This is a genomic window from Streptomyces sp. NPDC051173 (assembly GCF_040689515.1).
Lineage (GTDB): Bacteria > Actinomycetota > Actinomycetes > Streptomycetales > Streptomycetaceae > Streptomyces.
In genome coordinates this window covers 1-25,011 of the sequence record NZ_JBFBBD010000034.1, presented here as the reverse complement: position 1 = coordinate 25,011, position 25,011 = coordinate 1, and the positions used below count along the sequence as shown (strand labels likewise).

At 71.8% G+C, this 25,011-nt stretch carries 23 protein-coding genes and 3 pseudogenes; 19 read left to right on the top strand and 7 right to left on the bottom strand.

Annotation, left to right across the window (positions count from 1 at the left end):
• Positions 1-7: 7 nt before the first annotated feature.
• A pseudogene (locus AB0435_RS19205) lies at positions 8-661 on the bottom strand (AMP-binding protein); the annotation flags it as partial.
• A 47-nt stretch (positions 662-708) separates the two neighbouring features.
• On the opposite strand from AB0435_RS19205, the gene AB0435_RS19200 reads away from it, so the two are divergent.
• From AB0435_RS19200 to AB0435_RS19190, 3 genes are all read left to right on the top strand, one after another.
• Positions 709-1,113: an HIT domain-containing protein gene (locus AB0435_RS19200; RefSeq protein WP_366427477.1), complete on the top strand. Its 405-nt coding sequence runs from the start codon at positions 709-711 to the stop codon at positions 1,111-1,113.
• A gap of 27 nt (positions 1,114-1,140) precedes the next feature.
• A complete protein-coding gene (locus tag AB0435_RS19195; protein WP_366003441.1) occupies positions 1,141-2,028 on the top strand; it encodes a LysR substrate-binding domain-containing protein in 888 nt (295 codons plus the stop codon).
• Between the two features lie 85 nt (positions 2,029-2,113).
• Positions 2,114-3,658, top strand: coding sequence for an AMP-binding protein (locus AB0435_RS19190; RefSeq protein ID WP_366427476.1), 1,545 nt, complete (start codon positions 2,114-2,116; stop codon positions 3,656-3,658).
• Positions 3,659-3,730: 72 nt separating this feature from the next.
• On the opposite strand, the gene AB0435_RS19185 is transcribed toward AB0435_RS19190, so the two are convergent.
• The 3 genes from AB0435_RS19185 to nadE all read right to left on the bottom strand — a co-directional run bounded on the left by AB0435_RS19185 (position 3,731) and on the right by nadE (position 5,403).
• Positions 3,731-4,297, bottom strand: a complete 567-nt coding sequence (locus tag AB0435_RS19185; protein ID WP_366427475.1) for a Clp protease N-terminal domain-containing protein — start codon at positions 4,295-4,297, stop codon at positions 3,731-3,733.
• Between the two features lie 2 nt (positions 4,298-4,299).
• Positions 4,300-4,509 carry an HTH domain-containing protein gene (locus AB0435_RS19180; RefSeq protein WP_366003436.1) on the bottom strand — a complete coding sequence of 70 codons (210 nt, stop codon included), beginning with the start codon at positions 4,507-4,509 and terminating at the stop codon, positions 4,300-4,302.
• Positions 4,510-4,572: 63 nt separating this feature from the next.
• Entirely contained in the window at positions 4,573-5,403 is an 831-nt protein-coding gene (gene nadE / locus AB0435_RS19175) for an ammonia-dependent NAD(+) synthetase (RefSeq protein WP_366003435.1), read from the bottom strand.
• A gap of 626 nt (positions 5,404-6,029) precedes the next feature.
• Between nadE and AB0435_RS19170 the strand changes: the two genes are divergently transcribed.
• Together AB0435_RS19170 and AB0435_RS19165 are read left to right on the top strand one after the other, a co-directional pair.
• The gene (locus AB0435_RS19170; RefSeq protein WP_366427474.1) at positions 6,030-6,458 is read left to right on the top strand and encodes an Hsp20/alpha crystallin family protein; all 429 of its coding nucleotides are present in this window, start codon (positions 6,030-6,032) and stop codon (positions 6,456-6,458) included.
• 74 nt (positions 6,459-6,532) lie between these two features.
• On the top strand, positions 6,533-7,183 hold the full coding sequence (locus AB0435_RS19165; protein WP_366003432.1) for a CatB-related O-acetyltransferase: 651 nt from the start codon (positions 6,533-6,535) through the stop codon (positions 7,181-7,183).
• A 187-nt stretch (positions 7,184-7,370) separates the two neighbouring features.
• On the opposite strand, the gene AB0435_RS19160 is transcribed toward AB0435_RS19165, so the two are convergent.
• Positions 7,371-8,576 (bottom strand): cytochrome P450, encoded by a 1,206-nt coding sequence (locus AB0435_RS19160; protein ID WP_366427501.1) that lies wholly within the window; start codon positions 8,574-8,576, stop codon positions 7,371-7,373.
• A gap of 198 nt (positions 8,577-8,774) precedes the next feature.
• Here AB0435_RS19160 and AB0435_RS19155 point away from each other — a divergent pair, with 198 nt between their 5' ends.
• The 3 genes from AB0435_RS19155 to AB0435_RS19145 are packed head-to-tail and all read left to right on the top strand — an operon-like array spanning position 8,775 to position 9,946.
• Positions 8,775-9,464 carry a helix-turn-helix domain-containing protein gene (locus AB0435_RS19155; RefSeq protein ID WP_366003430.1) on the top strand — a complete coding sequence of 230 codons (690 nt, stop codon included), beginning with the start codon at positions 8,775-8,777 and terminating at the stop codon, positions 9,462-9,464.
• A gap of 6 nt (positions 9,465-9,470) precedes the next feature.
• A complete protein-coding gene (locus AB0435_RS19150; protein ID WP_366003429.1) occupies positions 9,471-9,734 on the top strand; it encodes a WD40 repeat domain-containing protein in 264 nt (87 codons plus the stop codon).
• 44 nt (positions 9,735-9,778) lie between these two features.
• Positions 9,779-9,946, top strand: coding sequence for a hypothetical protein (locus AB0435_RS19145; protein WP_366427473.1), 168 nt, complete (start codon positions 9,779-9,781; stop codon positions 9,944-9,946).
• Positions 9,947-10,114: 168 nt separating this feature from the next.
• On the opposite strand, the gene AB0435_RS19140 is transcribed toward AB0435_RS19145, so the two are convergent.
• The gene (locus AB0435_RS19140) at positions 10,115-11,677 is read right to left on the bottom strand and encodes an amidase (protein WP_366427472.1); all 1,563 of its coding nucleotides are present in this window, start codon (positions 11,675-11,677) and stop codon (positions 10,115-10,117) included.
• A gap of 90 nt (positions 11,678-11,767) precedes the next feature.
• Here AB0435_RS19140 and AB0435_RS19135 point away from each other — a divergent pair.
• Positions 11,768-11,878, top strand: a pseudogene (locus tag AB0435_RS19135) (GNAT family N-acetyltransferase); the annotation flags it as partial.
• Positions 11,879-11,987: 109 nt separating this feature from the next.
• Here the strand turns inward: AB0435_RS19135 and AB0435_RS19130 are convergent.
• On the bottom strand, positions 11,988-13,286 hold the full coding sequence (locus tag AB0435_RS19130; protein WP_366427471.1) for a cytochrome P450: 1,299 nt from the start codon (positions 13,284-13,286) through the stop codon (positions 11,988-11,990).
• Positions 13,287-13,879: 593 nt separating this feature from the next.
• On the opposite strand from AB0435_RS19130, the gene AB0435_RS19125 reads away from it, so the two are divergent.
• The 10 genes and pseudogenes from AB0435_RS19125 to AB0435_RS19080 all read left to right on the top strand — a co-directional run.
• The gene (locus AB0435_RS19125) at positions 13,880-15,124 is read left to right on the top strand and encodes a hydroxymethylcytosylglucuronate/cytosylglucuronate synthase (RefSeq protein ID WP_366427470.1); all 1,245 of its coding nucleotides are present in this window, start codon (positions 13,880-13,882) and stop codon (positions 15,122-15,124) included.
• 75 nt (positions 15,125-15,199) lie between these two features.
• Entirely contained in the window at positions 15,200-16,192 is a 993-nt protein-coding gene (gene blsE / locus AB0435_RS19120) for a cytosylglucuronate decarboxylase (RefSeq protein WP_366427469.1), read from the top strand.
• Positions 16,180-17,109: a CGA synthase-related protein gene (gene blsF, locus AB0435_RS19115; RefSeq protein ID WP_366427468.1), complete on the top strand. Its 930-nt coding sequence runs from the start codon at positions 16,180-16,182 to the stop codon at positions 17,107-17,109. Before blsE ends, blsF begins: the two co-directional genes overlap by 13 nt.
• 33 nt (positions 17,110-17,142) lie before the next feature.
• The gene (gene blsG, locus AB0435_RS19110) at positions 17,143-18,309 is read left to right on the top strand and encodes an arginine 2,3-aminomutase (RefSeq protein WP_366427467.1); all 1,167 of its coding nucleotides are present in this window, start codon (positions 17,143-17,145) and stop codon (positions 18,307-18,309) included.
• A complete protein-coding gene (locus tag AB0435_RS19105) occupies positions 18,306-19,484 on the top strand; it encodes a DegT/DnrJ/EryC1/StrS family aminotransferase (protein WP_366427466.1) in 1,179 nt (392 codons plus the stop codon). Before blsG ends, AB0435_RS19105 begins: the two co-directional genes overlap by 4 nt.
• The gene (locus tag AB0435_RS19100) at positions 19,481-20,764 is read left to right on the top strand and encodes an ATP-dependent carboxylate-amine ligase (protein WP_366003420.1); all 1,284 of its coding nucleotides are present in this window, start codon (positions 19,481-19,483) and stop codon (positions 20,762-20,764) included. The genes AB0435_RS19105 and AB0435_RS19100 overlap by 4 nt, the downstream gene beginning before the upstream one ends.
• Positions 20,761-21,993 (top strand): MFS transporter, encoded by a 1,233-nt coding sequence (locus AB0435_RS19095; protein ID WP_366427465.1) that lies wholly within the window; start codon positions 20,761-20,763, stop codon positions 21,991-21,993. Before AB0435_RS19100 ends, AB0435_RS19095 begins: the two co-directional genes overlap by 4 nt.
• A gap of 116 nt (positions 21,994-22,109) precedes the next feature.
• Positions 22,110-23,969 (top strand): hypothetical protein, encoded by a 1,860-nt coding sequence (locus tag AB0435_RS19090; RefSeq protein WP_366427464.1) that lies wholly within the window; start codon positions 22,110-22,112, stop codon positions 23,967-23,969.
• Between the two features lie 52 nt (positions 23,970-24,021).
• The gene (locus AB0435_RS19085; protein ID WP_366427463.1) at positions 24,022-24,639 is read left to right on the top strand and encodes a class I SAM-dependent methyltransferase; all 618 of its coding nucleotides are present in this window, start codon (positions 24,022-24,024) and stop codon (positions 24,637-24,639) included.
• Between the two features lie 155 nt (positions 24,640-24,794).
• Positions 24,795-24,920: pseudogene (locus AB0435_RS19080) on the top strand (quinone oxidoreductase); the annotation flags it as partial.
• Positions 24,921-25,011: the final 91 nt, after the last annotated feature.

Sequence of the window (25,011 nt, the reverse complement as noted above, 5' to 3'; positions counted from 1 at the left end):
CCTGGGCCAGGCACGCTCCGTGGATGAGGATCTCGCCCTCGACACTGCCGTCGGCCGGGTGGACGGCTGCTGTGCCGGCGTCGGACTCCGGAAGCTGGTGCGCACGCGAAGGATCGAGGTGGAGGCCGGTGTCCGGCAAGGGCCGGCCCAGGTCGATGACCTCGGGATCGGTGACGCGTTGGGCGCTCGACCAGATGGTGGCCTCGGTCGGGCCGTAGAGGTTCCAGAGTTCGGCGGTCAGGGGCAGCAGGCGCCGTGCGAGCGGTGTGGTCAGGGCCTCGCCGCCGCACCAGATGCGGCTGCCGGGCAGTCCGCCCCAGCCGGCGGCGGTCACCAGGCGCCAGAAGCCCGGCGTCGCCTGCAGGACATCGGGGCGGTACGTGCCGACAGTCTCCGCGAAGAGGCCCGGATCGGTACGAGCCTCCGCCGGGGCGGCCACCACAGCGCCACCGACCTGTAGTGGAAGCAGGAGTTCGGCCAACGAGATGTCGAAGGAGAGCGCGGTCAGCGCCAGCATGGTCTCACCGGCGGCGAGCCCGGGGCTGTGGGCGAGTCCGCCGAGGCGCCTGCCGAGTGCCTGGTGAGAGACGGCGACCCGCTTGGGGACACCGGTCGAACCAGAGGTGTACATGACGTAGGCGACGTCTTCGAGTCCGGTACGCGGTGAGTGATCCTGGGTGCTGGGGAGGGGTTGAGTTCTGTGCCATCGTGGCCGGCCGCCTTCACGCGGAAATCCTTTTCGAGGACGAGGCGACCATGGCCTTTCTCGACCGCACCGCCGTCATGGAAGGCCACACTCTTGTCATCCCGAAGAACCACGCCGCCGACATCTGGTCCGTGACCGAGGACGACGCGGCCGCCGTCATGCGCACGGCCCACCGTATGGCGGCCACGCTCGACCACGTCTTCGCGCCCGACGGGCTGACGCTGTTCCAGGCGAACCGCCCGGCCGGCTGGCAGGACGTGTTCCACCTCCACCTCCATCTCGTCCCACGCCGGGAGGGAGACCACCTCAACAGGCCGTGGCGGGTGGACCGGGCGGACCCCCGGGAACTGGCCAGGACGCGTGAACGCATCCATGAAGCCGAGAAGCCGCCCCCGTGCCAAGGGTGAGCGCGAGGTCCGGGCGAGACTACCGTCATGGATCTGCTGTCATTGCGATATTTCCAGGCCGTGGCCCGGCACCAGCACATCAGCCGGGCCGCGGAGGAACTCAGGGTCGCCCAGCCGTCGGTGAGCCGGACCATCATCCGGCTTGAATCGGAGCTCGGCCTTCCGCTGTTCGACCGCCAAGGCCGCCGGATCCGGCTCAACGAGAACGGCGCGGCCTTCCTGCACCGGGTCGATCGGGCACTGGCCGAACTCGACGACGCCCGGCGCGAGATGGCCGATGCCGCCGGTGACGGACCGGGCCGGATCGCCGTGGCCGCCGAGACCCTGCTTCATCTGGCCCCGGTGCTGGCCGACTTCCGTGCGCGCCGCCCAGGGGCGAGGGTACGCCTGTTCCAGACGCCGGTGGACTCGATGCTGCGTCATCTGCGCTCCGCGGAGGTGGACTTCGCGATCGCCTCCCAGCCGTTGACCGGACCCGGACTGTGCTCGGTGGAGGTGGCACGGGAAGAGGTGCTGCTGGCCGTTCCGCTGGGGCATCCACTGGCCGACCGGGAGCGCGTCGCGGTGGCCGAGCTCGCCCACGAGGAGTTCGTCAGCACGCCCACCGGCCACTGGCAACGCACCCTGCTGGACCGGCTCTTCGCCCGTGAGGGTCTCACACCGCAGGTGGTCTGCGAGGGTGACGAAGCATCCGCCACCCCGGAGCTGATCGGCGCCGGACTGGGCATCGGTCTGATGCCGGCCGCCGCCCGTCGGGCTCTCGGCGAGCGCCGGCGGGTGGCCTGGCTGCGGCTGGACGCCCCGGGCTGTCAGCGGACGCTGACCCTGGCATGGCGCCAGGACGCGTACCTCTCCCCCGCCGCCCTGGACTTCCGTCAGCTGTCCCTGGAACAGTTCATACCCGCCGAGTCATGAGCACATGGCAATACCGGTCGTGGAAGGCATGAGCGGGCAGGACTAGCGTCGTGGGCATCCACCGGTTCCGACAAGGGAGACGCCCATGAGCCAGCAACCCGCCGCCGCGGAAGGCCGTTTCAGCAGCTACGTCGAGGTCGTCCTCGACGTGCTGTCCGCCGAGCCGCAGCGGGCGGCCGTCACCACCGCCGAGGGAGTGGTCATCAGCGCGGGGGAGCTCCGGGACCGGGTCCACCGGCTCGCCGGAGAGCTGGCGGAGCGCGGAGTGGGCCGCGGCGACACGGTCACCCTCCTCACCGGCAACACCGCCGAGGCCCTCGTCGCCCGCTATGCCGCCAATCTGGCGGGCGCCCGGATGGTCGGCCTCTACGAGGGCATGAGCCCGCCGACCATGGCCCGCATCATGGCGAGCGTGGACTGCTCCCTGTTGCTGGTGGACGACCGGCGGTACGCCACCGCCGAGGAACTGCTGCGGCTCGACGGCGTTCCCGGCATGCTCTCGCTGGGCCCGAGCGGCTTCGCCGAGGACGTACTGGCCGCGGCCGCCCGGCGCCCGGCGCGGCCGATGGAGAGCCCGGTGGGCCCGGACGACGACTGGTGCGTCCGGCACACCGGCGGAACCACCGGGATCCCCAAGGGCATCCGGATGACCCACGGCTCGTACCGGCGAAGCCTGGACCACCGGTTCACCGACGCCGGGGACCCGCCCCGCTTTCTGGCCTGCACCGCGCTCGCCCACCTCGCGGGGGTCTTCATCGACGTGACGCTTTGTCAGGGCGGCTCGGTGGTCCTGCGGCACGGCTTCGAGCCCGGGGACGTGCTGGCCACGATCGAGCGCGAGCGCGTCACCCACACCTGGCTGCTGCCGCCGCTGCTCTACCGGCTGCTGGACCACCCGGACCTGGCCGGCACCGACCTGTCGAGCCTGAGCCGGATCAGCTACGGCGGCACCGCCGCCTCGGCGGCCCGGCTGCGACAGGCGGCCAGGACACTGGGCCCCGTGCTCTACGGCCTGTACGGGCAGGCCGAGGCGCAGTACATCACCGAATCGGGCCCGGCGGAGCAGGAGATCACGGGCCGGGGCGGGCATCTGACGGTCGGCCGTGCCGCGCCCGGAGTGGAGATCGTCATCCGGGACGCCGACGGCACCACGTTGCCGCCCGGGGAGCGCGGCGAAGTGCTGGTGCGCACGCCCCACATGATGCCCGGCTACTGGAAGCAGCCGGAGCTGACCGCCGAGGTGCTGCGGGACGGCTGGGTGCACACCGGTGACGTCGGCTATCTCGACGAGGACGGCTACCTCTACCTCGTGGACCGGATCAAGGAGATGATCGTGGTCGTCGGGGGCCACGTCTACCCGGCGGAGCTGGAGGAACTGCTGCTGGGCCATCCCGCGGTGGCCCAGTGCGTGATCTACGGCAGCCAGGACGAGGAATCGGTGGAACACGTCCACGCCGCCGTGGTACCCGCCGCCGGTCACCGGCCCTCGCTGGAGGAGATCCGGGACTTCGTCACCGCCCGCAAGGGCCGCCTCTACGCTCCCGAGACCCTGCGCCTGGTGGCGGAGATCCCGCTGACGGCGGCGGGAAAGCCGGACAGGAAACTGCTGCGGTCGCGGTTGTCCCGCTGAGGGAACGAGGCGCCCCGCTTCCTCGGCCCGGCATCCGGCTCCCCCGGAGTGATCATGATCGAGGCCGGGGACTCAGCCCGCCATCGGCCGCTGCTCGCCGCCGCCTCCGAGCACGCGCTCGACCGCGGACCGCGACGCCCCGCACTCGGTGAGGACGTCCGCCGCGACGCCGGGGCCGGTGGCGAGTGCCAGCAGGATGTGTTCATCGCCGATGTGGCGCTCGTCCCGGGCCAGCGCGGCGCGCAAGGAGCGTTCCAGTACGGCTTTCGCTTCGCGGGTGAAGGGGCGGTGGCCGGCGGGCCGCCGGCGCCTGGGCCGCCGGCGGGTGGCCAGGGCGCCGGGGCCGTGGGTGTCCTCGACGCGGGCGACGATCTCGGCGACGTCGATGCCGAGACCTGCCAGCGCCTCCGCGTCCGCCCGCGAGATCCCGCCGTGCCGCCGGGCCTCCCCCAGCGCCCTCTCCACGCGGCGCCTGTCCACGCCGAGCGCGGACAGGGCGGACGAGGCCGTGGTGCCCGCCGAGTCGAGCAGCGACAGCAGCAGATCCTCCTCGGTCACGGCCTCCGCCCCGGTCCGCTCGGAGTGCCCGACCGCACCCTTCACCACGTCGCGCGCGCTGCTGGTGAACCTCTCGAACATCGTCAATGCCTCCCGTACTTCTTGTGCACGGCCTGCCTGCTGACGCCCAGCTCGTTGGCGATCTCCTGCCATGACCAGCCCTGGACCCGGGCGCTTCTTACCTGGACGGCCTCGAGCTGCTCGAGCAGCCGCCGCAGCGCGGCGACGGCTCGCAGCCCGACCCGTGGGTCACGGTCACCCGCCCGCTCAGCGAGATCGGTTGCCTCGGTCATAGCTGTCAATTTACGTTGACACAACGGCGGGCGTCAACCCTGGTTGACGAAAGGCGGGTCCGCTCAGGGCGCGATCGGCAGCTGCCGCTTGTGCTCGGTGAAGCGGTAGCGGCGGACGATCGCCTCGAAGGCGGCCTCGTCGACCGGCTTGCCCTCCAGGAAGTCGTCGATGTCGTCGTAGGTGACGCCGAGCGCGTCCTCGTCGGGCTTGCCCGGGTCCAGCGTCTCCAGGTCCGCGGTCGGGACCTTCCAGATCAGCGCCGCCGGCGCGCCCAGGGCCTCCGACACCGCCCGTACGCGCCGCTTGGTGAGGCCGGTGAGCGGGACCACGTCGGCCGCGCCGTCGCCGAACTTGGTGAAGAAGCCGGAGACCGCCTCGGCAGCGTGGTCGGTGCCCACGACCAGGCCGTCGTGCGCACCGGCCACCGCGTACTGGGCGATCATGCGCTGCCGGGCCTTGATATTGCCGTGCACGAAGTCCTGGTGGTGCGCGTCGCGGAAGACCGTGCCCCCGGCGAGCGCCGCCGCCAGCGCGGCGTCGCTGGCGGCCTTCACGTCGACGGTGAGGACCCGGTCGGGCCGGATGAACTCCAGCGCCATCTGCGCGTCCTTCTCGTCGGCCTGGGTGCCGTACGGCAGCCGCATCGCGAAGAACGCCGCCTCGTGCCCGGCGTCGCGTGCCCGCTCGACCGCGAGCTGGCACAGCCGGCCCGCAGTCGTGGAGTCCACACCGCCGCTGATGCCCAGCACCAGGGAGCGCAGCCCCGTGGAGGTCAGCCGGTCAGCGAGGAAGGCCACCCGGCGCTCGATCTCCTGCTGCGCGTCGAAGGACGCGCTCACCTGGAGTTCCCGGGCGATCTCCTGCTGCGGGGATATGGAAGCCAGGTCGGTCACGGATACTCCTTGGTCGGGCTCTCGGATCGGGTCGTCACGCGCCACCGGAGCACGCGAGGACGAAAGAACTCTAGACGGCGCCCACGGCATGCCATGATCGGCGGTCACCGGCCCCGGCTCCCGGCGCGGCGCGGCCCCGGCCACCAGGCCCAACGGGGCTCCCCGCACGGGTGAGCGGCGTGCGATGCGTTCCCCATCGGGTTTGCTCGCGGCCGGTGCGGATCAGGGCCTGTCCGGCGGATCTTGTGCTCGGTACTGCGGGTGACGCTGTCTGTGCACCACCGCTGCGCGGCGGTGTCCTCGATCTCCCCCGGACGGAGTCCGGGGGAGATCGCCGGGGGAGGCAACGGGCCCGCAGACTGGCAAAGGTCCGCCGGACACGGCCTGGTCGGATGCGCGGAACGGGCCGAGGCAGGCCTGAGGAGCGGAATGCCCGCGCCGCATACGCTCACGCGGCGCGGCGGGTACGGGAGAGGCGAGGATGACGGCCGAGGACGCATCACTCTCGGCTGCGGGGTCACTGCCGCGTGATGCCCCGACCGCGCCGACGCGCGATGGTGGAGAGAGAAACACCAGGAGGAACCACCACGAGCGACGGCCGAGCGCCGCCGGGAAGGGAGGCTGTCATGACGGGCTCGTCGGTATCCAGGCGCCGGTCGGGGCTGCCGGAGCTGATGGAATGGCTGGGCTCGGGGTTTCCCGAGGTGCCGGTGCACGGCCAGGATTCCCACGTGATCCCGATCGAGGTGACAGAGGGTAGTGGGCAGTATGTGCTGCGTGCCGAGTTGCCTGATATCGACCCGGAGAAGGACGCCGAGATCACGGTCGAGGGAAACACTCTGACCATTCGCGCGGAGCGCACCGAGCGCGCGGAGGACAAGCGGCATTCGGAATTCCGCTACGGCTCGTTCGAGCGCACCGTCCGATTGCCGTTCCCGATTCCCGAAGTGGGTCCTACGGCCGAATACCGGGACGGCATCCTCACCGTGACCGTCCCCCGCACGACCGAGGAGGAGCCGGCCACGCGCACCGTTCCCGTCCGCCGCGTCGGCTGAGGTCCCGTGCGGCGGCCGCCCGACGCGCTGCGATCATGGACCTGTCCTTCCGTCGCGCGTGAGGAAGCCGATCCATGACGCAAGCCGTTCCCGCCGATCCGACCGTGGTCCACCCGATGCCCGACCAGCCGCGCGTGGTACTGCTCAAACCCCTGGTCACCTCGCCGCTGATCGAGGTCGGGGAGTTCTCGTACTACGACGATCCTGACAACCCGACAGCGTTCGAGACCTCCAACGTGCTGTACCACTACGGCCCGGAGAAGCTGGTCATCGGGAAGTTCTGCGCGCTGGGCGAGGGGGTGCGGTTCATCATGAACGGCGCCAACCACCGTATGGACGGCCCTTCGACGTTCCCCTTCCCCATCATGGGCGGTTCCTGGGCCGAGCACTTCGACCTCGTCACCGGCCTGCCGGGCCGGGGTGACACCGTGGTCGGCAACGACGTCTGGTTCGGCTACCGGAGCACGGTGATGCCCGGCGTCCGCATCGGTCACGGGGCGGTCATCGCTTCCGGTTCCGTCGTGGTCGACGACGTCCCCGACTACGGCATCGTCGGCGGCAACCCGGCCAAGCTCATCCGGCGCCGCTACAGCGATGAGGACATCACCCGCCTGCTGGCCGTCGCCTGGTGGGACTGGCCGGCCGAGCACATCACCGGGCACATCCGCACGATCATGTCCGGCACCGTCGACGACCTGGAGGCCGCGGCGCCGAAGGGACCGTGACGACGGGAACGGCGGACCTGCGCGTCATGCCACGAGTGGGGCCGCGTTCCAGGGACAGGCGAGGTGATCGTCAACCGGGTATGGGCAGTTGCCCGGCGAGCCGGGCCCACGACCCCTGTACGTGGGCCCGCACACGAACACTCACCATCCGGCCGGGACCGCGGCAGGCGGTCCCGGCGGCGGGTCCTCAGCGGAGCGGGCTGTACCGGACGGGGAGTTCGGACAGCCCCCGGATCAGGCCAGGGCGCCACGGCACGTCCGCGGGGTCCTTGGCGAGGGTGAGGTCGGGGAAGCGGTCGAGCAGCGCGGTGAAGGCGATCTCGGCCTCCAGGCGGGCGAGCGGGGCGCCCAGGCAGAAGTGGATGCCGTGGCCGAAGGCGAAGTGCCCGGCGCCGCCGGTGCCCGCGCGGGGACGGCGGATGTCGAAACTGTCCGCGTCGGGGAAGCGGTCGGAGTCCCGGGAGGCCGAACCCAGCATGATGAGGACGGCGTCACCGGCCGGGATCGTCACACCCGCGATCTCCACGTCCTCCGCGGCCCAGCGGAACGACGAGGACGTCACCGGTCCCTCGTACCGCAGCATCTCCTCGATCGCCCCCTCCAGCAGTGACCGGTCGGCGCGCAGCGCGGCGAGCTGCTCGGGGTGGGTCAGCAGGGCGTACGTCCCGTTGGACAGGAGGTTGACGGTGGTCTCGTGGCCCGCGACGAGCAGCACGAACGCCATGCCGAGCAGTTCCTGCGGGTCGAGCCGCACGCCCTCCGCGTCACGGGCCTGGACCAGCGCGCTGAGCAGGTCGTCCCCCGGGGAAGCGGCCTTGGCCTGGAGCAGATCGTTGAGGTAGTCCGTCATCGACATGGCCGCCGCGCCCGCCATCTCGGGCGTGGGCTGGAAGACCATGGCGTCCGACCAGACCCGGAACGTCTCCTGGTCCGCGGCCGGCACGCCGAGCAGTTCGCAGATCACCGCTATGGGCAGCGGTCGTGCGAGCGCCTCGACGAGGTCGGCGCCGGGCAACGGGGCGATGGCGTCGAGGAGTTCGTCGGTCAGCTGCTGGATACGCGGACGCAGCGACTCGACACGGCGCGCGGTGAACGCCCCCGCGACCATCTTGCGCAGCCGGGTGTGGTGGGGCGCGTCGGTCTGGAGCATGTTGCGGCCGATGGCGTAGCCGCCGTCGTCCTTCCAATGGGCGGAGTTGCGTACGTCGTTGCTCAATCGCGTATCGGTGAGCGCGGCCCGTACCTCCTCGTGCCCAAGGATCACCCAGATATGACCGGCGCCTTCGGTGGCCACCCGGTGCACCGGTCCCTGCTCGCGCAGGTGGGCGTAGACCGGGTACGGGTCGGCTGTGAAGTCCGTACCGGCCGGTGCGACGGTCTCGAACGCGGGCATCGTGCTCACGGGTTGTCGTCCCTTCGTCGTCGGGCTCCGGCCTCGGGCAGGCCACGGCCCCGCCAAGTGGGGCGTGCTCCCCACTTGGCGGTTCGACCCTAACAAGAGAAACGGGGAGTGGTCCACGTTTTGTTGTTAGGGTGCTGTCGGCGAAAGTGGGGGCGGAATCGGCATACGGCACGGGAGCGGTGAGGGACAGTGAGCGCCAAGCGGAGCGGCGAGCCATCTTCGGCGGGCAGCGGTCCGGCACCGCTGCGGCGGGACGCCCAGCGCAACCGCGAGCTGCTGATCGCCGCGGCCCGCGAGGTCTACGCCGAGCAGGGCATGGAAGCGCCGCTCGACGAGATCGCCCGCCGGGCCGGCGTCGGCAACGCCACCCTCTACCGCCGCTTCCCCACCCGCGGCGCGCTCGTCGAGGCCGTCTTCGGCGACTCACTGAACGACACCCTCCGCCGCGGCGAGGACGCCCGCGACGCCGAGGACGCCTGGGAGGGCCTGGTCCGCTACCTCGAGTACATCTTCGAGGGCCTGGCCGCCGACCGGGGCTCCAACGACCTGATGACCACGGGCGTCCAGGACGTACCCTCCCTGGACGCCCTCAAGGACCATCACCACCGGACGGTCTCCCTGCTGATCCACCGCGCCCAGGAACAGGGGTCGATGCGCGGCGACGTCGTCACGGAGGACCTGCTCTTCATGCTGGCGGCCCTCGGGCGCGTCGTCCCCGCCTCCGTCACGGCCGCGCCCGGCGCCTGGCTGCGCCACCTGCACCTGCTGCTCAGCGGGCTACGGGCCGAGGCCGAGGCCGCGTTGCCCGCCGCGCCCCTCACCGCCGACCAGCTCTCGGCGACGCTGCTGGATCTGGCCGCGCCGAAACAGCAGGGCTGACGTGCCGTGAACGGCCCGTGCCCGGAGCGGGCCGCCGGGCCCGGCTACTCCACGGGCTCCAGGAATTCGAGCCGGACCGGCCACACCAACGCGGTGGACGCGGTCGCCTTCAGCCCCGACGGGCACACCCTGGCCAGCGCGGGCGGCGACCGCACCGTACGCCTGTGGGCCACGGACGTCGACGACGTCACACCGCGCGCCTGCGCCCTGATCAGAACGCAGCAGTGGGCACGTCTTCTGCCGGACCTGCCGGTGGGAGAGGTCTGCTGACGTGGTGAGTGGGCGGGTATCGCGACCCACCTCGATCGGCGACCATGTCCGACATGGAAGTCCACGGCAGTTGCAGCGACCGATTCAGTGCCGTACAGGACGAGTTCGCCGACTCCTTGCGCGGCGGCGCGGACGTCGGCGCCTCGGTGGCGGTCTTCCTCGACGCCGATGACGCGCCGGTCCGCACACACAGTCCCCGCACCTGCTACTAGGGTGGAAGAGGCGGATCACTGGTCGTCAACGACTTCGACGCGCGCATGACCTTCGCGTACGTGATGAACCAGATGACCCACCTCGGCCTCACCGACCCACGCGGGCGGAAGCTTCTCCAGGCCGCCTGCAAGGCACTGACGCCCTGATCGAAATCCCTGCCGGATCGGTCACCGGATGGCGTCCGGCCCCACCGAGGGCAAATAGCGCGGTGCCCGCCAGGCGTTCAGCCGGTGCTCCACCGCGGCCCCCAGCGACAGCAGCCTGCCGTCCTGGTGGTCGCCGGCCATGAGGAGGAGGCCGACGGGGAGTTCGCCGACGGATCCGGCGGGGACCGACAGCGACGGGTATCCGGCGACGGCCGCGGGGGTGGAGGACGGGATCACGTCGTTGTCACCCCGCGCGCAGTCGGTCGTCCAGGCGGGCGGGTTCGTCGGCGAGGCGATGGCATCCAGGTGGTGGGCGGCCATGGTCTCGTCGATCGAGCGCCGGGAGAGGTCCTTCGATTCCGCGCGCATGGCCCGGTACTTCGGGTCGGTGACAGCAGGCGCGGCGAGGGCCTGCTCGAAGAGTTCCTGACCGGCGAAGCAGGTCCGTTCCGCCGGGTGGGCGCGGTTGAATCCGATCAGCTCGGCGAGGTTCCGGGGCCCGTGCCGCGTGGCGAGGTAGGCGTCGATGTCGCGGTGGAACTCGCTCAGCAGCACGGGGAACTCGAGCTCGGCGAGCCGCTCCTGGTACGGGAGCGTCACCTCGACGACCTCGGCTCCGGCGGCGCGCAGCTTCCGCGCCGTACGGCTCATCACGGCGTCCACCTCCGGCCCGAGCGAGGGAAGCCGCCACAGGCCGATCCGCCGACCGCGCAGACCGACGGGGCGCGTCGTGCCGTCCGAGGCGCCACCGCTCAGCACGGACAGCGTGAGCGCGGCGTCGGTCACGTTGCGCGCCATGGGCCCCGCGGTGTCCTGCTCGGCGGAGATCGGCACCACTCCGGCCCGGCTGACCAGCCCGAGGCTGGGCTTGTGGCCGACGATCCCGTTCATCCCGGCCGGACACACGATGGAGCCGTCGGTCTCCGTGCCGATCGCCACCTGCGCGAGCGACGCGGCGAGCGCGGCGGCGGAGCCGGAGGACGACCCGCACGGGTTGCGGTCCAGTACGTACGGATTGCTGGTCTGGCCGCCCACCGCCGACCACCCTGATGTCGGCTTCGTCGCGCGGAAGTTCGCCCACTCGGACAGGTTGGTCTTGCCGAGGATCACCGCCCCCGCGTCCCGGAGCCGGGTCACCAGGGCGGCGTCGGTGTCCGGCGGGCTCCCGGCCAGCGCCAGCGAGCCCGCCGTCGTCGGCATGTCGCGGGTGTTCACGTTGTCCTTGAGGAGGGCGGGGATGCCGTCCAGCGGGCCGCGCGCGCCGCCGTGCCGATGTCTGGCATCACTGGCGGCAGCCTGGCGCGAGGCCGTCGGGTCGGTGCGCAGCACCGCGTGGATCCTGGGGTCGACGGTCTTGATCCGCCACAGGTAGGCGGCGGTCAGCGCCGACGAGGTGAGCGAACCGTCGGCCATCCGGGCCTGCAGCTCCGGGATGGTCACCGTGTCGAGGTCGACCCCCAGCTTCGGTGGCGGACCGCCGGCGTCATCGGCCCCTGCGGCTTCGGCGCGCGGATACGGCGTGCCCGTGAGCAGGGATCCCGCGACCAGCGTGGCGATCAGTGTGGCAACGCTCCTCTTCTTCATGGGGGTCAGCGGACTATACGCCGACGGCCCGACGCAAGGGTGCCGCAGCCGGGGCCCTCCCATGCCGGGGCCCATGACCGCACCGATCGCCTCCCTGTCTACGAGCACTTCGGCTTCACCGTGCGCGAGGAGCTTCCGCTGCCGGGGGACGGGCCGACGCTGTGGACGATGTGGCGCGAGCCGCGCCCGGCCGGCGCCTGATCCCGGCCAGTGCCTGATCCCGGCCGACGTCTGATCCCGTTCGGCACCTGATCCCGTTCGTGCCGGCGGACCGGCGGCGCGCGCATCGGCCGTGCCCGCCGGTACCGCCTCAGGTCCGCGGGCTCACGGTCATACGGATGTCGTCGGCCGCCCAGAGCACGAACCGTTCGACCGGGGTCACCTCGTGCCCCGGCACCGGCCGGAACCGGAGGCGCTTGAGCAGGACGGCCAGGACCAGCTCCGCCTCGACCATGGCCAGGGCGGCGCCTTCGCAGCCGCGCGGCCCGAGGCCGAAGGGGATGTAGGCCAGCCGCGGCCGCTTGGCCGTCTCCTCCGGGGTGAAGCGCTCGGGCATGAACCTCTCGGGTTCGGGCCAGTGGTCGGGGTTCATGTGGACGGCCCAGAACGGGTAGAAGACCGTCGTCCCGGCCGGGATCTCGTAGTCGCCCAGGACCAGGGCCTCGGTCGTCTCCCGCGCGCCGTACGGTCCGGGCGGGTAGAGCCGCATCGCTTCCTTGAGCACCCTCTCCAGATACGTGAGCCGTCGCAGGTCGGCGTATTCGGGCGCCGCACGGTCACCGAGCACACGGTCGAGCTCCTCGGCGACGCGTCCGGCCGCTTCGGGGTGCCGCCCCAGCAGGTGCAGGGTCCACGAGACGGCCAAGCCGGTCGTGTGGTGGGCGGCCAGCATCGCCACCATGACGGTGTCGCGGATCCGCGCGGGCCGTTCACCGGCCTCGATGATCCTGTCCGCGCGGTCGCCGGAGCGGTGCGCCGCGACCACCCGGTCGACCACCGCGCGCAGGTAGGCGAGGGCCTCCGCCGCCCGCTCGGCACGCTCCTCCCTCGAGCCCGGCAACGGCGCCTGGTAGAGCCGTCCCAGATGTTCGGTGAGCACTTCCTCGAACGCGTCGACGACGCGGTCCGGGTCCTCGGCCTCGCCGCCCAGCGCGTACGCGCAGATCATCCGCAGCGACAGCGCGGTGAGGTCCTTCTGCAGTTCCACGGGCCCCTGGCCGGCCCGTTCGGCCCAGCGGTCCGCGAGCTCGGTGACCAGTTCGGTGAACCGCGCGAAGTGCCGCTCGTGGGAGGGGCGTCCGGCCAGGACCGACAGCAGCAGACGCCGCCATGGGGTGTGCTCGTCGGCCGGCATCACCTGCACGTTGCCCGCCTCGAACAGCGGGGCCAGGAACGCGAACAACGGCTCCGGCCGCTTGTCGACGTGTGCCGTGGCCTCCAGCAGTACGGGATCGGCGACCGACACGGCCGTGTCCGCGCCCGGCAGCTGGAACCGTACGACGGGACCGTACTCGGCGTGCAGCCGCAGCTGGTAGACGTGCAGTCCGCCCGCCGCCGCGACGGCACCGGCCCCACCGTCCGCCCGGGGCTCGGGACCTGGGATGTCCATGGCGTCTCCTCCTCGCCGACAGTCGGATCGCGCGCCGCGTTCGCACGACGGCGCTCGTTGTGTACGGGCTTCAGGGTGCGGCCCTCGCGGTCGGCCACGCCAGACACCGGCGGACGGAACCCGGACGACGGCTGCGGTGACGCCATGGGCAACGGCGCGCCACGCCCGGCCGGACACACCCCCGTGCGCTACAGAGCGCAACCACCAACCCGTGCCCGATTTCGGCCATATCACGGTGTTCGACACGTGAGCCGATCGCACCGTCCGGCATCACTTCCCGGCTTCCACACGCCCCGCCGCCCCCATGGGACGCACGCATCGGGCACATCGCCGGGCTGGACGACAGACAGAACATTCGACGCCTCCCTCTCATCCGGCCCCGCTGTTCGGACCGTGGCCTGAATCCACCGATACCGGACCTTGCGCCCGTCGGGGACATCCGTGAACGTTGGTTGCACGCACCACCGGACGGCGGTCGACCGCAACTCCACTACGGCAAAAGCACGTTGTGGCCATACCTGACCGTTGCGCCCTCTCCGCCCCCACCGCTCACCCGACAGCCGCGGCCCGCTCCGGAAAGCGAGAGTGAACCGATGCTCCCTGTCCCCGAGGTCGCCGACGGCCGTGAGCCGGACCGTGTCCCGGCTCCCGGCCGCTCCGCCGCGTGCGGCGAGCCCGTGACCGTGGCCGTCGCCGGTGTCGAGTTCGGCTGGGGCAGTTCGGGAAAGCTGAGTGCCGTCCTGTCCGCGCTGCGCGAGCGCTCCCCGTCGCCGCTCCGGTTCGTCGGCCTGGCCTCGCGCCTCGGGCGCCCCGTACTGGCCGGGCACGGCATCCACCGGTGGTACGACCTGCCGGACGGCGGCACCGTCGAGGACATCGTGGCGTCGGAGCGCGTACGAGCCGCGGTGGTCGTCCTGGACGGACCCGCCGCGACGGCGCTCGAAGGCGCCGGAGTGCCCACGGTGTTCGTGGACAGCCTCCCGTTCATGTGGTCCGAGGGCGACCGCTCCACGCTGCCGTTGGACGTGACGGCCTACTGCGCCCAGCAGTGCCTGGAGCTTCCCCCCGAATGCCGTGACGTGCTGGCTTCCGTCCGCGCCCTGCGCTGGGTCGAGGCGGTCATCGGCACTCCCCCGGTCACCGGAGCGGCCGACCCGTCACCGGACAGGCCGTACCGCAGGGCCCTGATCAGCCTGGGCGGGCTGCGCGCGCCCAGGCTCACCGACTGGTCGGCCTACCCCACCGTCGTCGTTCCCGCCGCACTCGGAGCGCTCGCGGCCCACGGCGTGCGGGAGGCGCACGTGGCGGGAAACCTTCCCGCCGATCTGGCCGGGCAGCTCATCGGCCGCACGAACGGAGAGCTGCGCGTGACGGCGGGCGCGCTGTCCCACGGTGAATTCCTCGCCGGGCTCGCCGACTTCGACGTCCTGCTCGCCTCGCCGGGGCTCACCACCCTGCTGGAGGCCGGCAGTCTGCGTGTCCCCACCGTGTGCCTGCCGCCGCAGAACCTGAGCCAGATCTTCAACGGCCGGTTCCACAGCCGGGCGGTCGACGCCGACGTGCGCGTCGTCTGGCCCAAGGACGTCTTCTGCGAGGACGAGGCCCTGGCACTGCGCTCCCGAGGAGAGGACGAGGCCCTGGACCTCATCTACGGCGGGATCGGTTCGGCCGGCGCCGACGCCGTCGCCTCTCTCCAGGAAGGAATCCTGACCGCCCTGCTCGCTTCCCGGAAGGTCACCGACTGGGGCGCGCTCACCGCCGGTGTCGGCGCCGGCGGCGCGGCCCAAGTGGCCGACGCGCTGCTGGCGATACTGGGCCAGGGCCCTCCTCCCGCTTGATCCGCTTCGCCTTCTCCCTCTCTCGGCAAACGCCTCTCAGCGAACGCCCCTCAGCGAACGGCCAGGATGCCTTCCATGCACGAGCGACACCGCTATCTCTTCATCAGGATTCTGGAAGCCTGCAACGCCGACTGCTTCATGTGCGACTTCGCCCTCTCCCGCGACACCTACCGTTTCTCCCGTGCGGAATTCGACGACCTGCTGCCCAAAGCCGTTGCCGCCGGGGTGGGTTACGTACGGTTCACCGGCGGGGAACCGCTCATGCACCAGGACGTCGTCGAGCTGGTGAGCGCGGGTACGGCAGCCGGCATGCGGATGTCCCTCATCACCAACGGGACGCTGCTGCCGAGGATGGCGGAGCGGCTCGCCGAGGCGGGCCTGGCGCAGGTGATCGTCAGCCTGGACGGCGCCTCGGGCGCGAGCCATGACGTGTACCGGCGCTCCCCCGGGATGTTCGACAACGCTCTGCGAGGGCTTCGCGCCATCGCGGCCCTGGGCGTCCTGCCACGGGTGAACACGGTGGTCGGACCGCACAACTACGCCGAGATGCCCCGGCTCCAGCAGGTCCTGACGGACGCCGGGGTGCGGCAGTGGGAGCTCTCCGCCCTCAAGCTGGACCGCCCGGTCACCTACCCCGTGCCGGAACATGTGCGCGAGGTGTGCGACCCGATCTACGACGCCGACCCGGCCTCCCTGCTGGTCCCTATGGGGAAGCGGTTCTACGGGGACACCCCTGAGGAGCGGGAGCAGTTCTTCGCCCTGTCGCTGACGCCGCGCGCCTCCCGTCCGCTGTGCCATGTGGTCGATGACGTCATCTATATCGACGGCAGGTTCGGGCGGATGTACGCGTGCAGTTGTCTGCCGCACCGGGAGCCGGAGGGCGGGCCCGGCGACGGTGCTCCCCTGCGGGAGAACGGCGTGCTGCTGCTCGATTCGCCGGTCTTCCGGTCGCACGTCGACTTCTTCCGCGAGCAGGGGCCGGTGCTGTGCGGCGGCTGTTCCACGACGGCCGCGGGTTACAGCGACGACGTCGCCCGGCTGGGGTCGGTGCAGCCATGGCGGTACTGAGCCCCGAGCCGCACGGCGGCCGCGCGGGGGCGCTCCCGCCCCGGAGGGTGCTGCTGGTGTCCCGGGACGCGGAGCTGGACTCGCTGCTGGCCCGGCACCGCATCGCGGCGCATCTCGGTGAACTCACCACGGTCAGGGTGGTCTCCGGCGGTGCGCTCCCGGACGCGGCACTGGTCTGCGACGACGAGGCGGCCACGGAACGGCTGCTGGAGCTCGGCGTCCCGGTGGTCCACCTGACGTCGGGCCACTCGGGTGCCGCGCCCTCCCCCGCACCGGACGGGCGGGCCCTGCACCGGCTGCACCGCCCAGGCTGGCTGCCCGGTCCATGGCCCGGGAGCGGTGGCCGGCCCACGGGGATCCTCGCGCCCGCCCGCCTGACCGGGAACCGCACGCGCGCGGGCACCTTGTTGCTGCTGTCGTCATGGGGCGTCCCGGGCGACGAGTTCGGGGGGTTCACCGCCGGTCCGCTGCGGGCGCTGGTGCGTGCGGCGGTGCGGCGTACGGGCCGGTGCGAAGTGGTGTGCGACACCCGGCTCGCACCGGTCCGTACCGCGGTCGAGGGTCTCGCCGGCCCCGAGGGGGTGCGGCTGAGCCGTGCCGCCGACGTGGACGTCGACGCGCTGCACGCCACCGCCGCGGTCTTCCTGGCCTCGCCGACGCTGGGGGCGCTGGCACTCGCCCAGGCACGGCGCGCGCCTGTGATGTTCCTCCCGCCGCTGGGGCCTGTGCAGCGGGATCTCGCCGAGCGCGTGGCGCGGGCCGTTCCCGTGCCCGTGACCACCGACGGCGAGGACGCGTCCTCGTGGGGGTCCCGGGGCGAGGGGCCGTGGGCCGCGCTCGATCCCGACCTGGACGACCTGCGGGGCGCTCAGCGCGTCGCCCGCAGTCTCCGTCAACTCTCGCTCGCCCCGATGTGAACGCACCCACGTTCCGGAGCCCTTGGAGCCGCCATGTCCGCAACGCCCGGCGAACCCGAACCGACCTCGGGGTCCGCTCCCTTCCGGCCCCGGGTCCCCGCCGCCGAGTGGGACGACTGGCGCTGGCACATGCGCAAGCGCATCACCAGCGTCGCGAAGGCCCGCCAGTGGATCAACCTCAGCCCCGAGGAGGAGAAGGCCATCGCCGGGTCGGCGGGGAAGTACCGCTGGAGCATCACCCCTTATTACGCGTCCCTGATGGACCCCGACGACCCCTCCTGTCCGGTCCGCCAGCAGGCCGTGCCCGCACCGGGAGAGCTGGTGGAGTTCCCCGGCGCCGAGGTCGACCCGGTCGGTGACACGTACTACCGCAGGACCAACCGCGTGGTGCACAAATACCCGGACCGGGTGATCATGCTGGTCACCGAGGCGTGCCCGGTCTACTGCCGGCACTGCACCCGCAAGTTCCACACCACCGACGTGCACGGCACGTACTTCCGTGACGACGAGGGCGGGTCGTTCGACGAGGACCTGCGCTACATCGCCGAGCATCCGGAGATCCGGGACGTGCTGCTCACCGGCGGCGATCCGCTGTCCTACCGGGACGGCAAGCTGGAGGAGATCGTCTCCGGGCTGCGGGCGATCCCCAGCGTGGAGGTCGTCCGCATCGGCAGCCGCTTCCCGGTGCTGCTGCCGCAGCGGATCACCGAGGACCTGTGCGAGATGCTCTCGCGCTACCACCCCGTGTGGCTGAACACGCATTTCAACCACCCCAAGGAGATCACGGCGGAGTCCGCCGCCGCCGTGGACCGACTGCTGCGGCACGGCATCCCGGTGGGCAACCAGACCGTGCTGCTGCGCGGGATCAACGACGATGTCACCACGATGCGCACGCTCATGACGGAGTTGCTGCGGATCCGGGTGCGCCCGTACTACCTCTACCACTGCGACAACGTCACCGGTGTCTCGCACTTCATGACCTCCGTCGAGAAGGGCTGGGAGATCATGGAGGGCCTCCAGGGCCACATCACCGGGTTCGCCGTGCCGCAGTACGTCCTGACCACCAGGATCGGCAAGGTCCCCCTCGCGCGACCGTACTTCGCCCGCACCGCCGACGGCCTGCGGCTCCGCAACCACCAGGGCCAGGAGATGACCGTCGACGCCACCGCGTACCCGATCACGGAGCCCGATGCGCCATGACCCTCGACAAGCGGCTCGGACAGCGTTTCCTCCCCTACGGCGCCAACTACCTCGACTGGTCCGATATGCACGAGCTGCGCGAGGCCGTCGAGCACGGCGTGCTCTTCCGCTACCAGACGGAGAACGAGAGCATCGCCTCCCGGCTCGAACGACGTGTCGCCGAACGGCTGGGTGCCGGGCACGTGTTGGCGGTGCACAACTGCACCGAGGCCCTCCGGCTCGCCCTGATCGCCACCCGCCCGCGCAGCGGTGACCTCGTGCACATCCCGGCGGTCACGTTCGTGGCCGTCGCGGGCGCGGTCCTCTCCAGCGGCCTGATCCCGGTGCTCGTCGACGTCGACGACTCCCTCTCGCTGGACCGCACGCTGCTGCCGCCGGGCACACAGCGGGTGATCGTGGCCCACATGGAAGGAACGGTGGCCGCCCTCCCGCAGGGTGTGCCGTACGTCGTCGAGGACTGTGCCCAGGCGCTCGGCGCACGGTTCCCCGACGGGCGGCACGCGGGGACGGCGGGCTACGCGGGCACCTTCAGCTTCCACCACAACAAGGTGCTCACCTCCGGCGAGGGCGGTCTGGTCGTCACCGGTGACGAGGACGCCTGGGCGACGATGCGCTGCTACCACGACCACGGTTCGGCGCGGGTACCCGGCCGCTATCCGACGTGGAACCAGGACGCGTACTACGGGGAGAACTTCGTCACCAGCGAGGGCGTCGCGGCCGTCCAGTACCAGCAGTTCCGCCATCTCGACGAGGTGCTGGCGGGGCTGGAGCGCATGCACGCCATCGCCATGGAGGAACTCCCCGACCGCCAGGGCCTCCACGTCCTGCCGCGGGCCGCCGGCGACGTGAAGATCAGCCTGCGCTTCCGGTGGGAGAGCCGGGAGCTGCGCGACGCCGCCGTGGCCGCGCTCACCGAACGGGGTATCGCCAACTGGACGCTGAACAAATACCTCCTCCCGGAACACCCGGTGCTCACCGGCCGGCGCTCCCTCTACAGCGACGGTTTCCCCTGGAACCTCGCGCCGGGCGGGCCCCTGGCCCTGAGCCGCGACGGCTTCGCCCGTACCCGTGACCTGCTCGACCGCACCCTGTGCGTACCGCTGTCGCCGGAACTCCCCGAGGCCGGCCAGGTCCTCGCGGTCAAGGCCGTGCGCCAGGCCCTGGAGACCGTATGAGCGGGCGGGAGCCGGCGCTGCTGATGGTGGACGACCGGGCGTCCACCTTCACCCGCTACGCGGCCCAAGCGCTCGGGGACAGGCTGGTGCTGCTGCGCTTCGCCGAGCTCCGCCGGGACCTCTCGGACGACCACCTGCGCCGGACCGCGCACCTGCCCGCGTTCTGGGTGCGCGCGGGTGTGCCGCTGGAAGAGGAGGCCGGGCGCTACGCGGCATGGGCCGACGGCCTGCCCGTACGCCCAGGGCGCTTCTGCAACCCCTCGGAGCCGAGGCAGGCCGTCGCCCAGCGTTTCGCGCGGCTGGCCGGCCTGCCGCACCTGACGGAGCGGCAGGTGGCCTGGGTCCGGGACAAGGCCGCGATGAAGGACAAGTTCCGGGAACTGGGGCTGCGCACCGCGCGGTACGCGCGGGTGGCGGACGCGGGCGACGTCGAGCGGTTCGCCGCGGTCCACGGCTGGCCGCTGGTGCTCAAGCCCACGGACTCCTTCGCCTGCGTCGACACCTTCCGGCTGACCGGGCCCGCTTCCCTGGAGCGCGTCGACTTCGCCGCGCGGGACTGGATGGTCGAGGAGCACCTCGCCGGGACCGAGTGGGAGGTGTGCGGGCTCGTCCACGAAGGCGAGGTGCTGGACGCCTGGCCCAGCGCGATGCCGTGCCGGCCGCTGGACATCGTGGACGGCGCGATGAACGCCAACATCAGCGTCGCCACCGACGAGGGGCCGCCCGTCGACCTCCGCGCGCTGCTCCAGACGATCACCACCGGCATGGGCCTCGACCACGGCTATCTGCACATGGAGTTCTTCCTCGTCGACGGGAAGGTCCACGCCGGTGAGATCGGGGTACGGCCGGCGGGCTGCGAGATCACCGCCAACCACGGACACGCCTACGGCTTCGACGTGTTCGGCGCCACTCTGGACGTCTACCTCGGCCGCCGCCCCTCGCTCCGCTACGGTGCGCGGCGCTGCGCCGGCGACCTCCTGCTGCCCCTGCCGGGGTCGGGCACCGTCCGGGCCATCACCTCGGAGGAGGAACTGCTGCGCATCCCCGGGGTCGTCGACGCCGTTCTCAAGGTGGGCGTCGGCGATCCTGTGGCGGCACGCCGCGCCTCGCACAACGCGTCCGGGTACGTCCATGTGACAGGCACGTCGATCGGGGAGGTGGAGCGCCGCATGCGAGCGGTCCTCGACGCCTTCGCCATCGATGTCGTCCCGACCATCGATGTCGTCCCGGCCGCGGCACAGCAGGCCGGCACGGCCGCCGAACGGAGACTGACGCCGTGACCCGGAGGCTGCCCCGCCGATTCCTCGATCTGCTCACGCGCCGCCATGTGGCCGGGCCCGCGTGGTGGAGCGTGGTCGCCCGGATGCCCGTGTACCTGCTGTCGCTGGCCGTGGTGCTGGTGGTCCGGGAACAGGGCGGCGGCTACGCACAGGCCGGCCTGGTCGCCGCGCTCTGCACGATCGGCATGGCGGTGGGCAGCCCGCTGATCGCCCGGCTGGTGGACCGCGGCGGGATGCGCCCCGTGCTCGTCGCCACCGGGCTCCTCCATCCCTCGGCTCTCGGCGCGCTGGTGTGGGCCACCCGGCCCGGTGGCTGGGCCCAGTCGGCCGTGGCGGTCGTCGCCGGGGTCGCGCTGCCGCCGGCCAACGCCTGCATGCGCTCGCTGTGGGCACGGCTCCCCCTCCAGGACGAGGAGCGGGAGATCGCCTATCTGTGGGAGGCGTTGCTCACCGAAGTCCTCGTGATCGGGGCGCCGTTGATGCTGGCCGGCCTGATGCTGGCGGGCTCCGCCGGCCTCGCGCTGACGACGGTGGCCGCCGTCGGCGGCGCCGGTGCGCTGGGGCTCGCCCTCACCCGGCTCCCGGAGGGCACCGGGCGGGCCGGCGGGGAACGGCCGGGCGGCGCACCTCGCGGCCTGCTGGGGCCGCTCAGGGAGGTCCCGATGCTCGCGCTGATGAGCATCATGGCGGTGTGCTCCGTGCCCATCGGGCTGATGACGTTGGCCATTCCGGCCTTTGTCGACGAGCACGGCGGCCGGGGCAGCACCGGTGTGGTGTACGCCTGTTGGGGTGTGGGCAGTGCGGTGGGCGCGCTGTGGCTCGGGCGCTCCCAGTCGGAGGTGGCGGCGCACCGGCGCTTCCCGTGGCTGGTGCTCGCGTTCGCTGTCGGCACGGCCCTGCCCTTGCCGGCCACTTCGCCGACGGCGCTGGCGGTGGCGCTGGCGGTGGGCAGCGCTCCCATCGCCCTGGTGTCCGCGAGCGAGATGACGCTGGTCAGCACGGTGGCGGACAGCGGGCTGCTGACCGAGGCGTTCACCTGGGCTTCGCTGGCGACCGTGGTGGGTGACGCGGTGGGCCAGCAGGCCGGTGGCCTGCTGATCGCACCGGTCGGTCCGCACGGGGTGTTCGCGGTGGCGTCCGGCGTGGCGCTGGCGGGGGCCGGGCTGGCGTTCGCCTGCCGCGGGGTGCTGGCCCACGGTGCCGCCGTGCCCGCGGAGTGCCCGGCGTGAGCGCTGCCCGGGTGGCCCGTGCCCCGCCGCAGCGCCCCGCCTTCCGCCCGTTTCCGCCTCTCCCACCCCTCTCTTCTGTCCCACCTGACCGGCGCAAGAACACGAGGTAGACCCGCATGAACCGCTCCGTCACCGAACCGCCTTCCGCCGCTGTCTTCCGCCCGGTCGCCCGCGGGGGCTTCGCCGCTGCCGTCAAGGAATTCCTGGCGGACCCCGGCCGGCTGCCCGTGCCCGTACCGGTCGAGGGCCGTGCGGATCTCGACCGGAGCGTGGGGCTGGCCGCCGGCCTCTACGACGGCGTGCGCACGCCGCCACAGGTGGACTTCGGCATCGTGCTGGGGGCCGGGGAACTGCTCGACGGCGTCGTGGAGTTGGCCCGTCCGCTCGCCGGTCGCTGGCTGCCGGAGGAGGAGCTGGACGATGCCGCCGGATTCCGGTGTCCCGGATCGCTCGTGGTCGTCGGCGGCTACGACCGGCTCGGTCTCGATCCCGTCAGGGCACTGCTGCTGGCCACGTACCGGGGTGCGGAACGCGCGCTGACGCTGCTGAGCGGGCGCGACGACGCCTCCGTCGCCTGGAACATCGCCAAGCAGTACGGCCGATCCGTGCCCGGCGTCGACGCGCTGGGCCTGTTCACCGATACGGACCGGCCGCCCCGTCTGCCCGGTGTCCGGGTCTTCGACGACCGTGACTTCGAACGCAGCGACATCCAGCGCGAGATCCTCGGCACCCGGTGGCGCAGGGTCGTCTTCCAGGGCCACGGCAAGGACGACAGCGTCAACCTCGGCGAGTTCACCATCTGCGGCCTGAACCCGGCCGTGCCCGCCGCACCGGGCCTGCTCGGCCCGCGCTGCGCCTACGGGCTGCCGTGCTACAAGCCCGAGGACAAGCTGATCCCCCTCAACCGCGTCGAGGCCGTGGAGGTGGTGCTCAACGCCTGCAACAGCGGCCCGCTCGCCGACCTCGCGCTCTACGACCCCAGGTACCAGCTGCTGCTCAACGCCCTCGACGGGCCGGCCCGTACCGTCGTCTCCGCCGTCTCCGTCCACGACTCCGACCGGCCCGAGAACGTCGCGTGGATGCGGGCAGCCCTCACCGGGGCGGATTCCGTCGACACCCTCAACGCCAGTCTCGCGGGCTCGCACCCCTATCCGGCCTTCATGCGCTTCGGCATGCCGGGGGAACCCTCGCGGACGCCCGCCGCGCCCAAGCCGTCCGAGCACCGCCCCGACCCGCTGGTCCTCACGGCGGGGCGCCGCCTGACCGCCCTGCTGGCCTCCGGACTCCTGCCGCACAACCACGGATTGCGCCCCCGCCTGAGCAAGCTCGCCCGGAAGGTCGACCTGTGGGTGGCCCGCCCCACGCATCTCGCCGACCAGTCCTCCGAGGAGATCCGCTCCTCCCTCGCCGCGGATCTCCAGTCGCTCGACCACGTCATCGCCGAAGCGGTCGCGGCGAACCCCGAGGACGAGATCATGAACTACCCCGCCCACTTCGGCGACCGCAGCTCGCTGGACCCGCGGGTACGGGAGGTGACCTGCCACTGCGGGCGCCCGGCCCAGGAGTTCACCCGGCGCGGCCTGCTGCCGCAGGTCCTGGACACGACCTGCGCGGTCTGCATGCGCTGCGGCGACGTCACCTTCCGCGTTCCCGGCGCGCCCGCGCTCCTGGCCCACGCCGCCGACGAGGTCGAGCAGGGCGGCGTGCTGGAGGTGCGCGCCGACCTGCTCGCGTCCCGGACCGGGCCCGTACGGCTGGGCCTGTTCGTACCGACGTACCTGCGGCAGGACACGGTCGTCGAACCGGCCACGGTCAAGGTCCGGGGCTCCGCCGGGGAGCACCGGGACGTCACCTTCCGGGTGCGGTTCGCGCCCGGGACCGCACCGCAGGCGTACTACTTCACGGTGTTCGCCGTGCAGGACCTCGCCGTGTCCACGGCCCGGAGGCACTTCGGCGTCGTCCCCCACCGCACCTGAGACAGCGCCCGGCACCACCTCCCCTCACCCGACGGACGAAGGACGGTTTGCCATGGAGAACCAGACCAAGCCCGCGATCGAACTCATCGAGCACGATGGCGAGGTGACGCTGAGCATCGGCGGCGAACAGGCCATGCAGGCGTGGGAGCGCGACCTGATGTGGGCCAGCGCGGACCTGCTGTGCGAGCACGGCCACGACTTCTACGAGGTCGGGCTCGGGCTCGGCCTGTCCGCCCTGCGCATCGCGGGCAACGCCGCGACCCGCAGCCACACGGTCCTGGAACTCTTCGCCGAGGTGGAGAACCTCTTCCGCGCCCGGCACCCGGAACTGCCCGGCAACCTCGCCATCGAACGCGGTGACTTCTTCCAGCGCGTCTTCGACCTGCCCTCGGAGAGCGTCGACGGGATGTTCTTCGACCCGGCCCTCGACATGCACGTGTGGACGGACAAGGAGCTGTGGGCCAGGACCATGCCGGAGGTCGTCCGGGTGCTGCGCCCCGGCGGCGTCTTCATCCCGTTCTTCAGCACCAGGCCGGAGCTGCGCTGGCAGTACCTCCCGCACTTCCGCACCATCCGCGTCGTGCGCCACCCGTACCTGGCGTACGACACCACCGAATACACCCATGGCATCAGCGGTGACGCCTACATCCAGTGCTTCCACAAGGACTGACGTCCTACGAGGCGACAAGCCGGCCGTACTCCTGAGGCTCTGGTGCGGGCAACTCTCATGCGCTGCAAGGTGTTTGGACTTGTCGGTCCAATCCCGGCGGCCTACCGTGCTGCCGTTCCCGACAACGCACCCGTTCACCCAGAGAGGTGTCACCCATGCACGCGATCCGTATCGAAGAGCACGGCGGTCCCGAGGTCCTGCGCTGGACCGAGCTGCCGGACCCCGCACCGGGCCCCGGTGAGGCGCTGGTGCGCCTGGGCGCCGCCGGGGTGAACTACGTGACTCCTCCACCCCCTGAAGGGGGTGGCTTCTCGCTATGCCGGTTGAGCTTCGCGACGGACCAGCCCGGCCCGTAGAACGTTCAGGGCGCCC

What these genes read in the sequence shown, in the direction of transcription:
- AB0435_RS19180 (WP_366003436.1), bottom strand. Translation starts at nt 4,509, where the DNA reads ATGACCGAGGCAACCGATCTCGCTGAGCGGGCGGGTGACCGTGACCCA.
- AB0435_RS19190 (WP_366427476.1), top strand. Translation starts at nt 2,114, where the DNA reads ATGAGCCAGCAACCCGCCGCCGCGGAAGGCCGTTTCAGCAGCTACGTC.
- AB0435_RS19185 (WP_366427475.1), bottom strand. Translation starts at nt 4,297, where the DNA reads ATGTTCGAGAGGTTCACCAGCAGCGCGCGCGACGTGGTGAAGGGTGCG.
- blsF (WP_366427468.1), top strand. Translation starts at nt 16,180, where the DNA reads ATGGCGGTACTGAGCCCCGAGCCGCACGGCGGCCGCGCGGGGGCGCTC.
- AB0435_RS19125 (WP_366427470.1), top strand. Translation starts at nt 13,880, where the DNA reads ATGCTCCCTGTCCCCGAGGTCGCCGACGGCCGTGAGCCGGACCGTGTC.
- AB0435_RS19090 (WP_366427464.1), top strand. Translation starts at nt 22,110, where the DNA reads ATGAACCGCTCCGTCACCGAACCGCCTTCCGCCGCTGTCTTCCGCCCG.
- AB0435_RS19130 (WP_366427471.1), bottom strand. Translation starts at nt 13,286, where the DNA reads ATGGACATCCCAGGTCCCGAGCCCCGGGCGGACGGTGGGGCCGGTGCC.
- AB0435_RS19100 (WP_366003420.1), top strand. Translation starts at nt 19,481, where the DNA reads ATGAGCGGGCGGGAGCCGGCGCTGCTGATGGTGGACGACCGGGCGTCC.
- AB0435_RS19140 (WP_366427472.1), bottom strand. Translation starts at nt 11,677, where the DNA reads ATGAAGAAGAGGAGCGTTGCCACACTGATCGCCACGCTGGTCGCGGGA.
- blsE (WP_366427469.1), top strand. Translation starts at nt 15,200, where the DNA reads ATGCACGAGCGACACCGCTATCTCTTCATCAGGATTCTGGAAGCCTGC.
- AB0435_RS19195 (WP_366003441.1), top strand. Translation starts at nt 1,141, where the DNA reads ATGGATCTGCTGTCATTGCGATATTTCCAGGCCGTGGCCCGGCACCAG.
- AB0435_RS19105 (WP_366427466.1), top strand. Translation starts at nt 18,306, where the DNA reads ATGACCCTCGACAAGCGGCTCGGACAGCGTTTCCTCCCCTACGGCGCC.
- AB0435_RS19085 (WP_366427463.1), top strand. Translation starts at nt 24,022, where the DNA reads ATGGAGAACCAGACCAAGCCCGCGATCGAACTCATCGAGCACGATGGC.
- blsG (WP_366427467.1), top strand. Translation starts at nt 17,143, where the DNA reads ATGTCCGCAACGCCCGGCGAACCCGAACCGACCTCGGGGTCCGCTCCC.
- AB0435_RS19145 (WP_366427473.1), top strand. Translation starts at nt 9,779, where the DNA reads ATGTCCGACATGGAAGTCCACGGCAGTTGCAGCGACCGATTCAGTGCC.
- AB0435_RS19165 (WP_366003432.1), top strand. Translation starts at nt 6,533, where the DNA reads ATGACGCAAGCCGTTCCCGCCGATCCGACCGTGGTCCACCCGATGCCC.
- AB0435_RS19170 (WP_366427474.1), top strand. Translation starts at nt 6,030, where the DNA reads ATGACGGGCTCGTCGGTATCCAGGCGCCGGTCGGGGCTGCCGGAGCTG.
- AB0435_RS19160 (WP_366427501.1), bottom strand. Translation starts at nt 8,576, where the DNA reads ATGCCCGCGTTCGAGACCGTCGCACCGGCCGGTACGGACTTCACAGCC.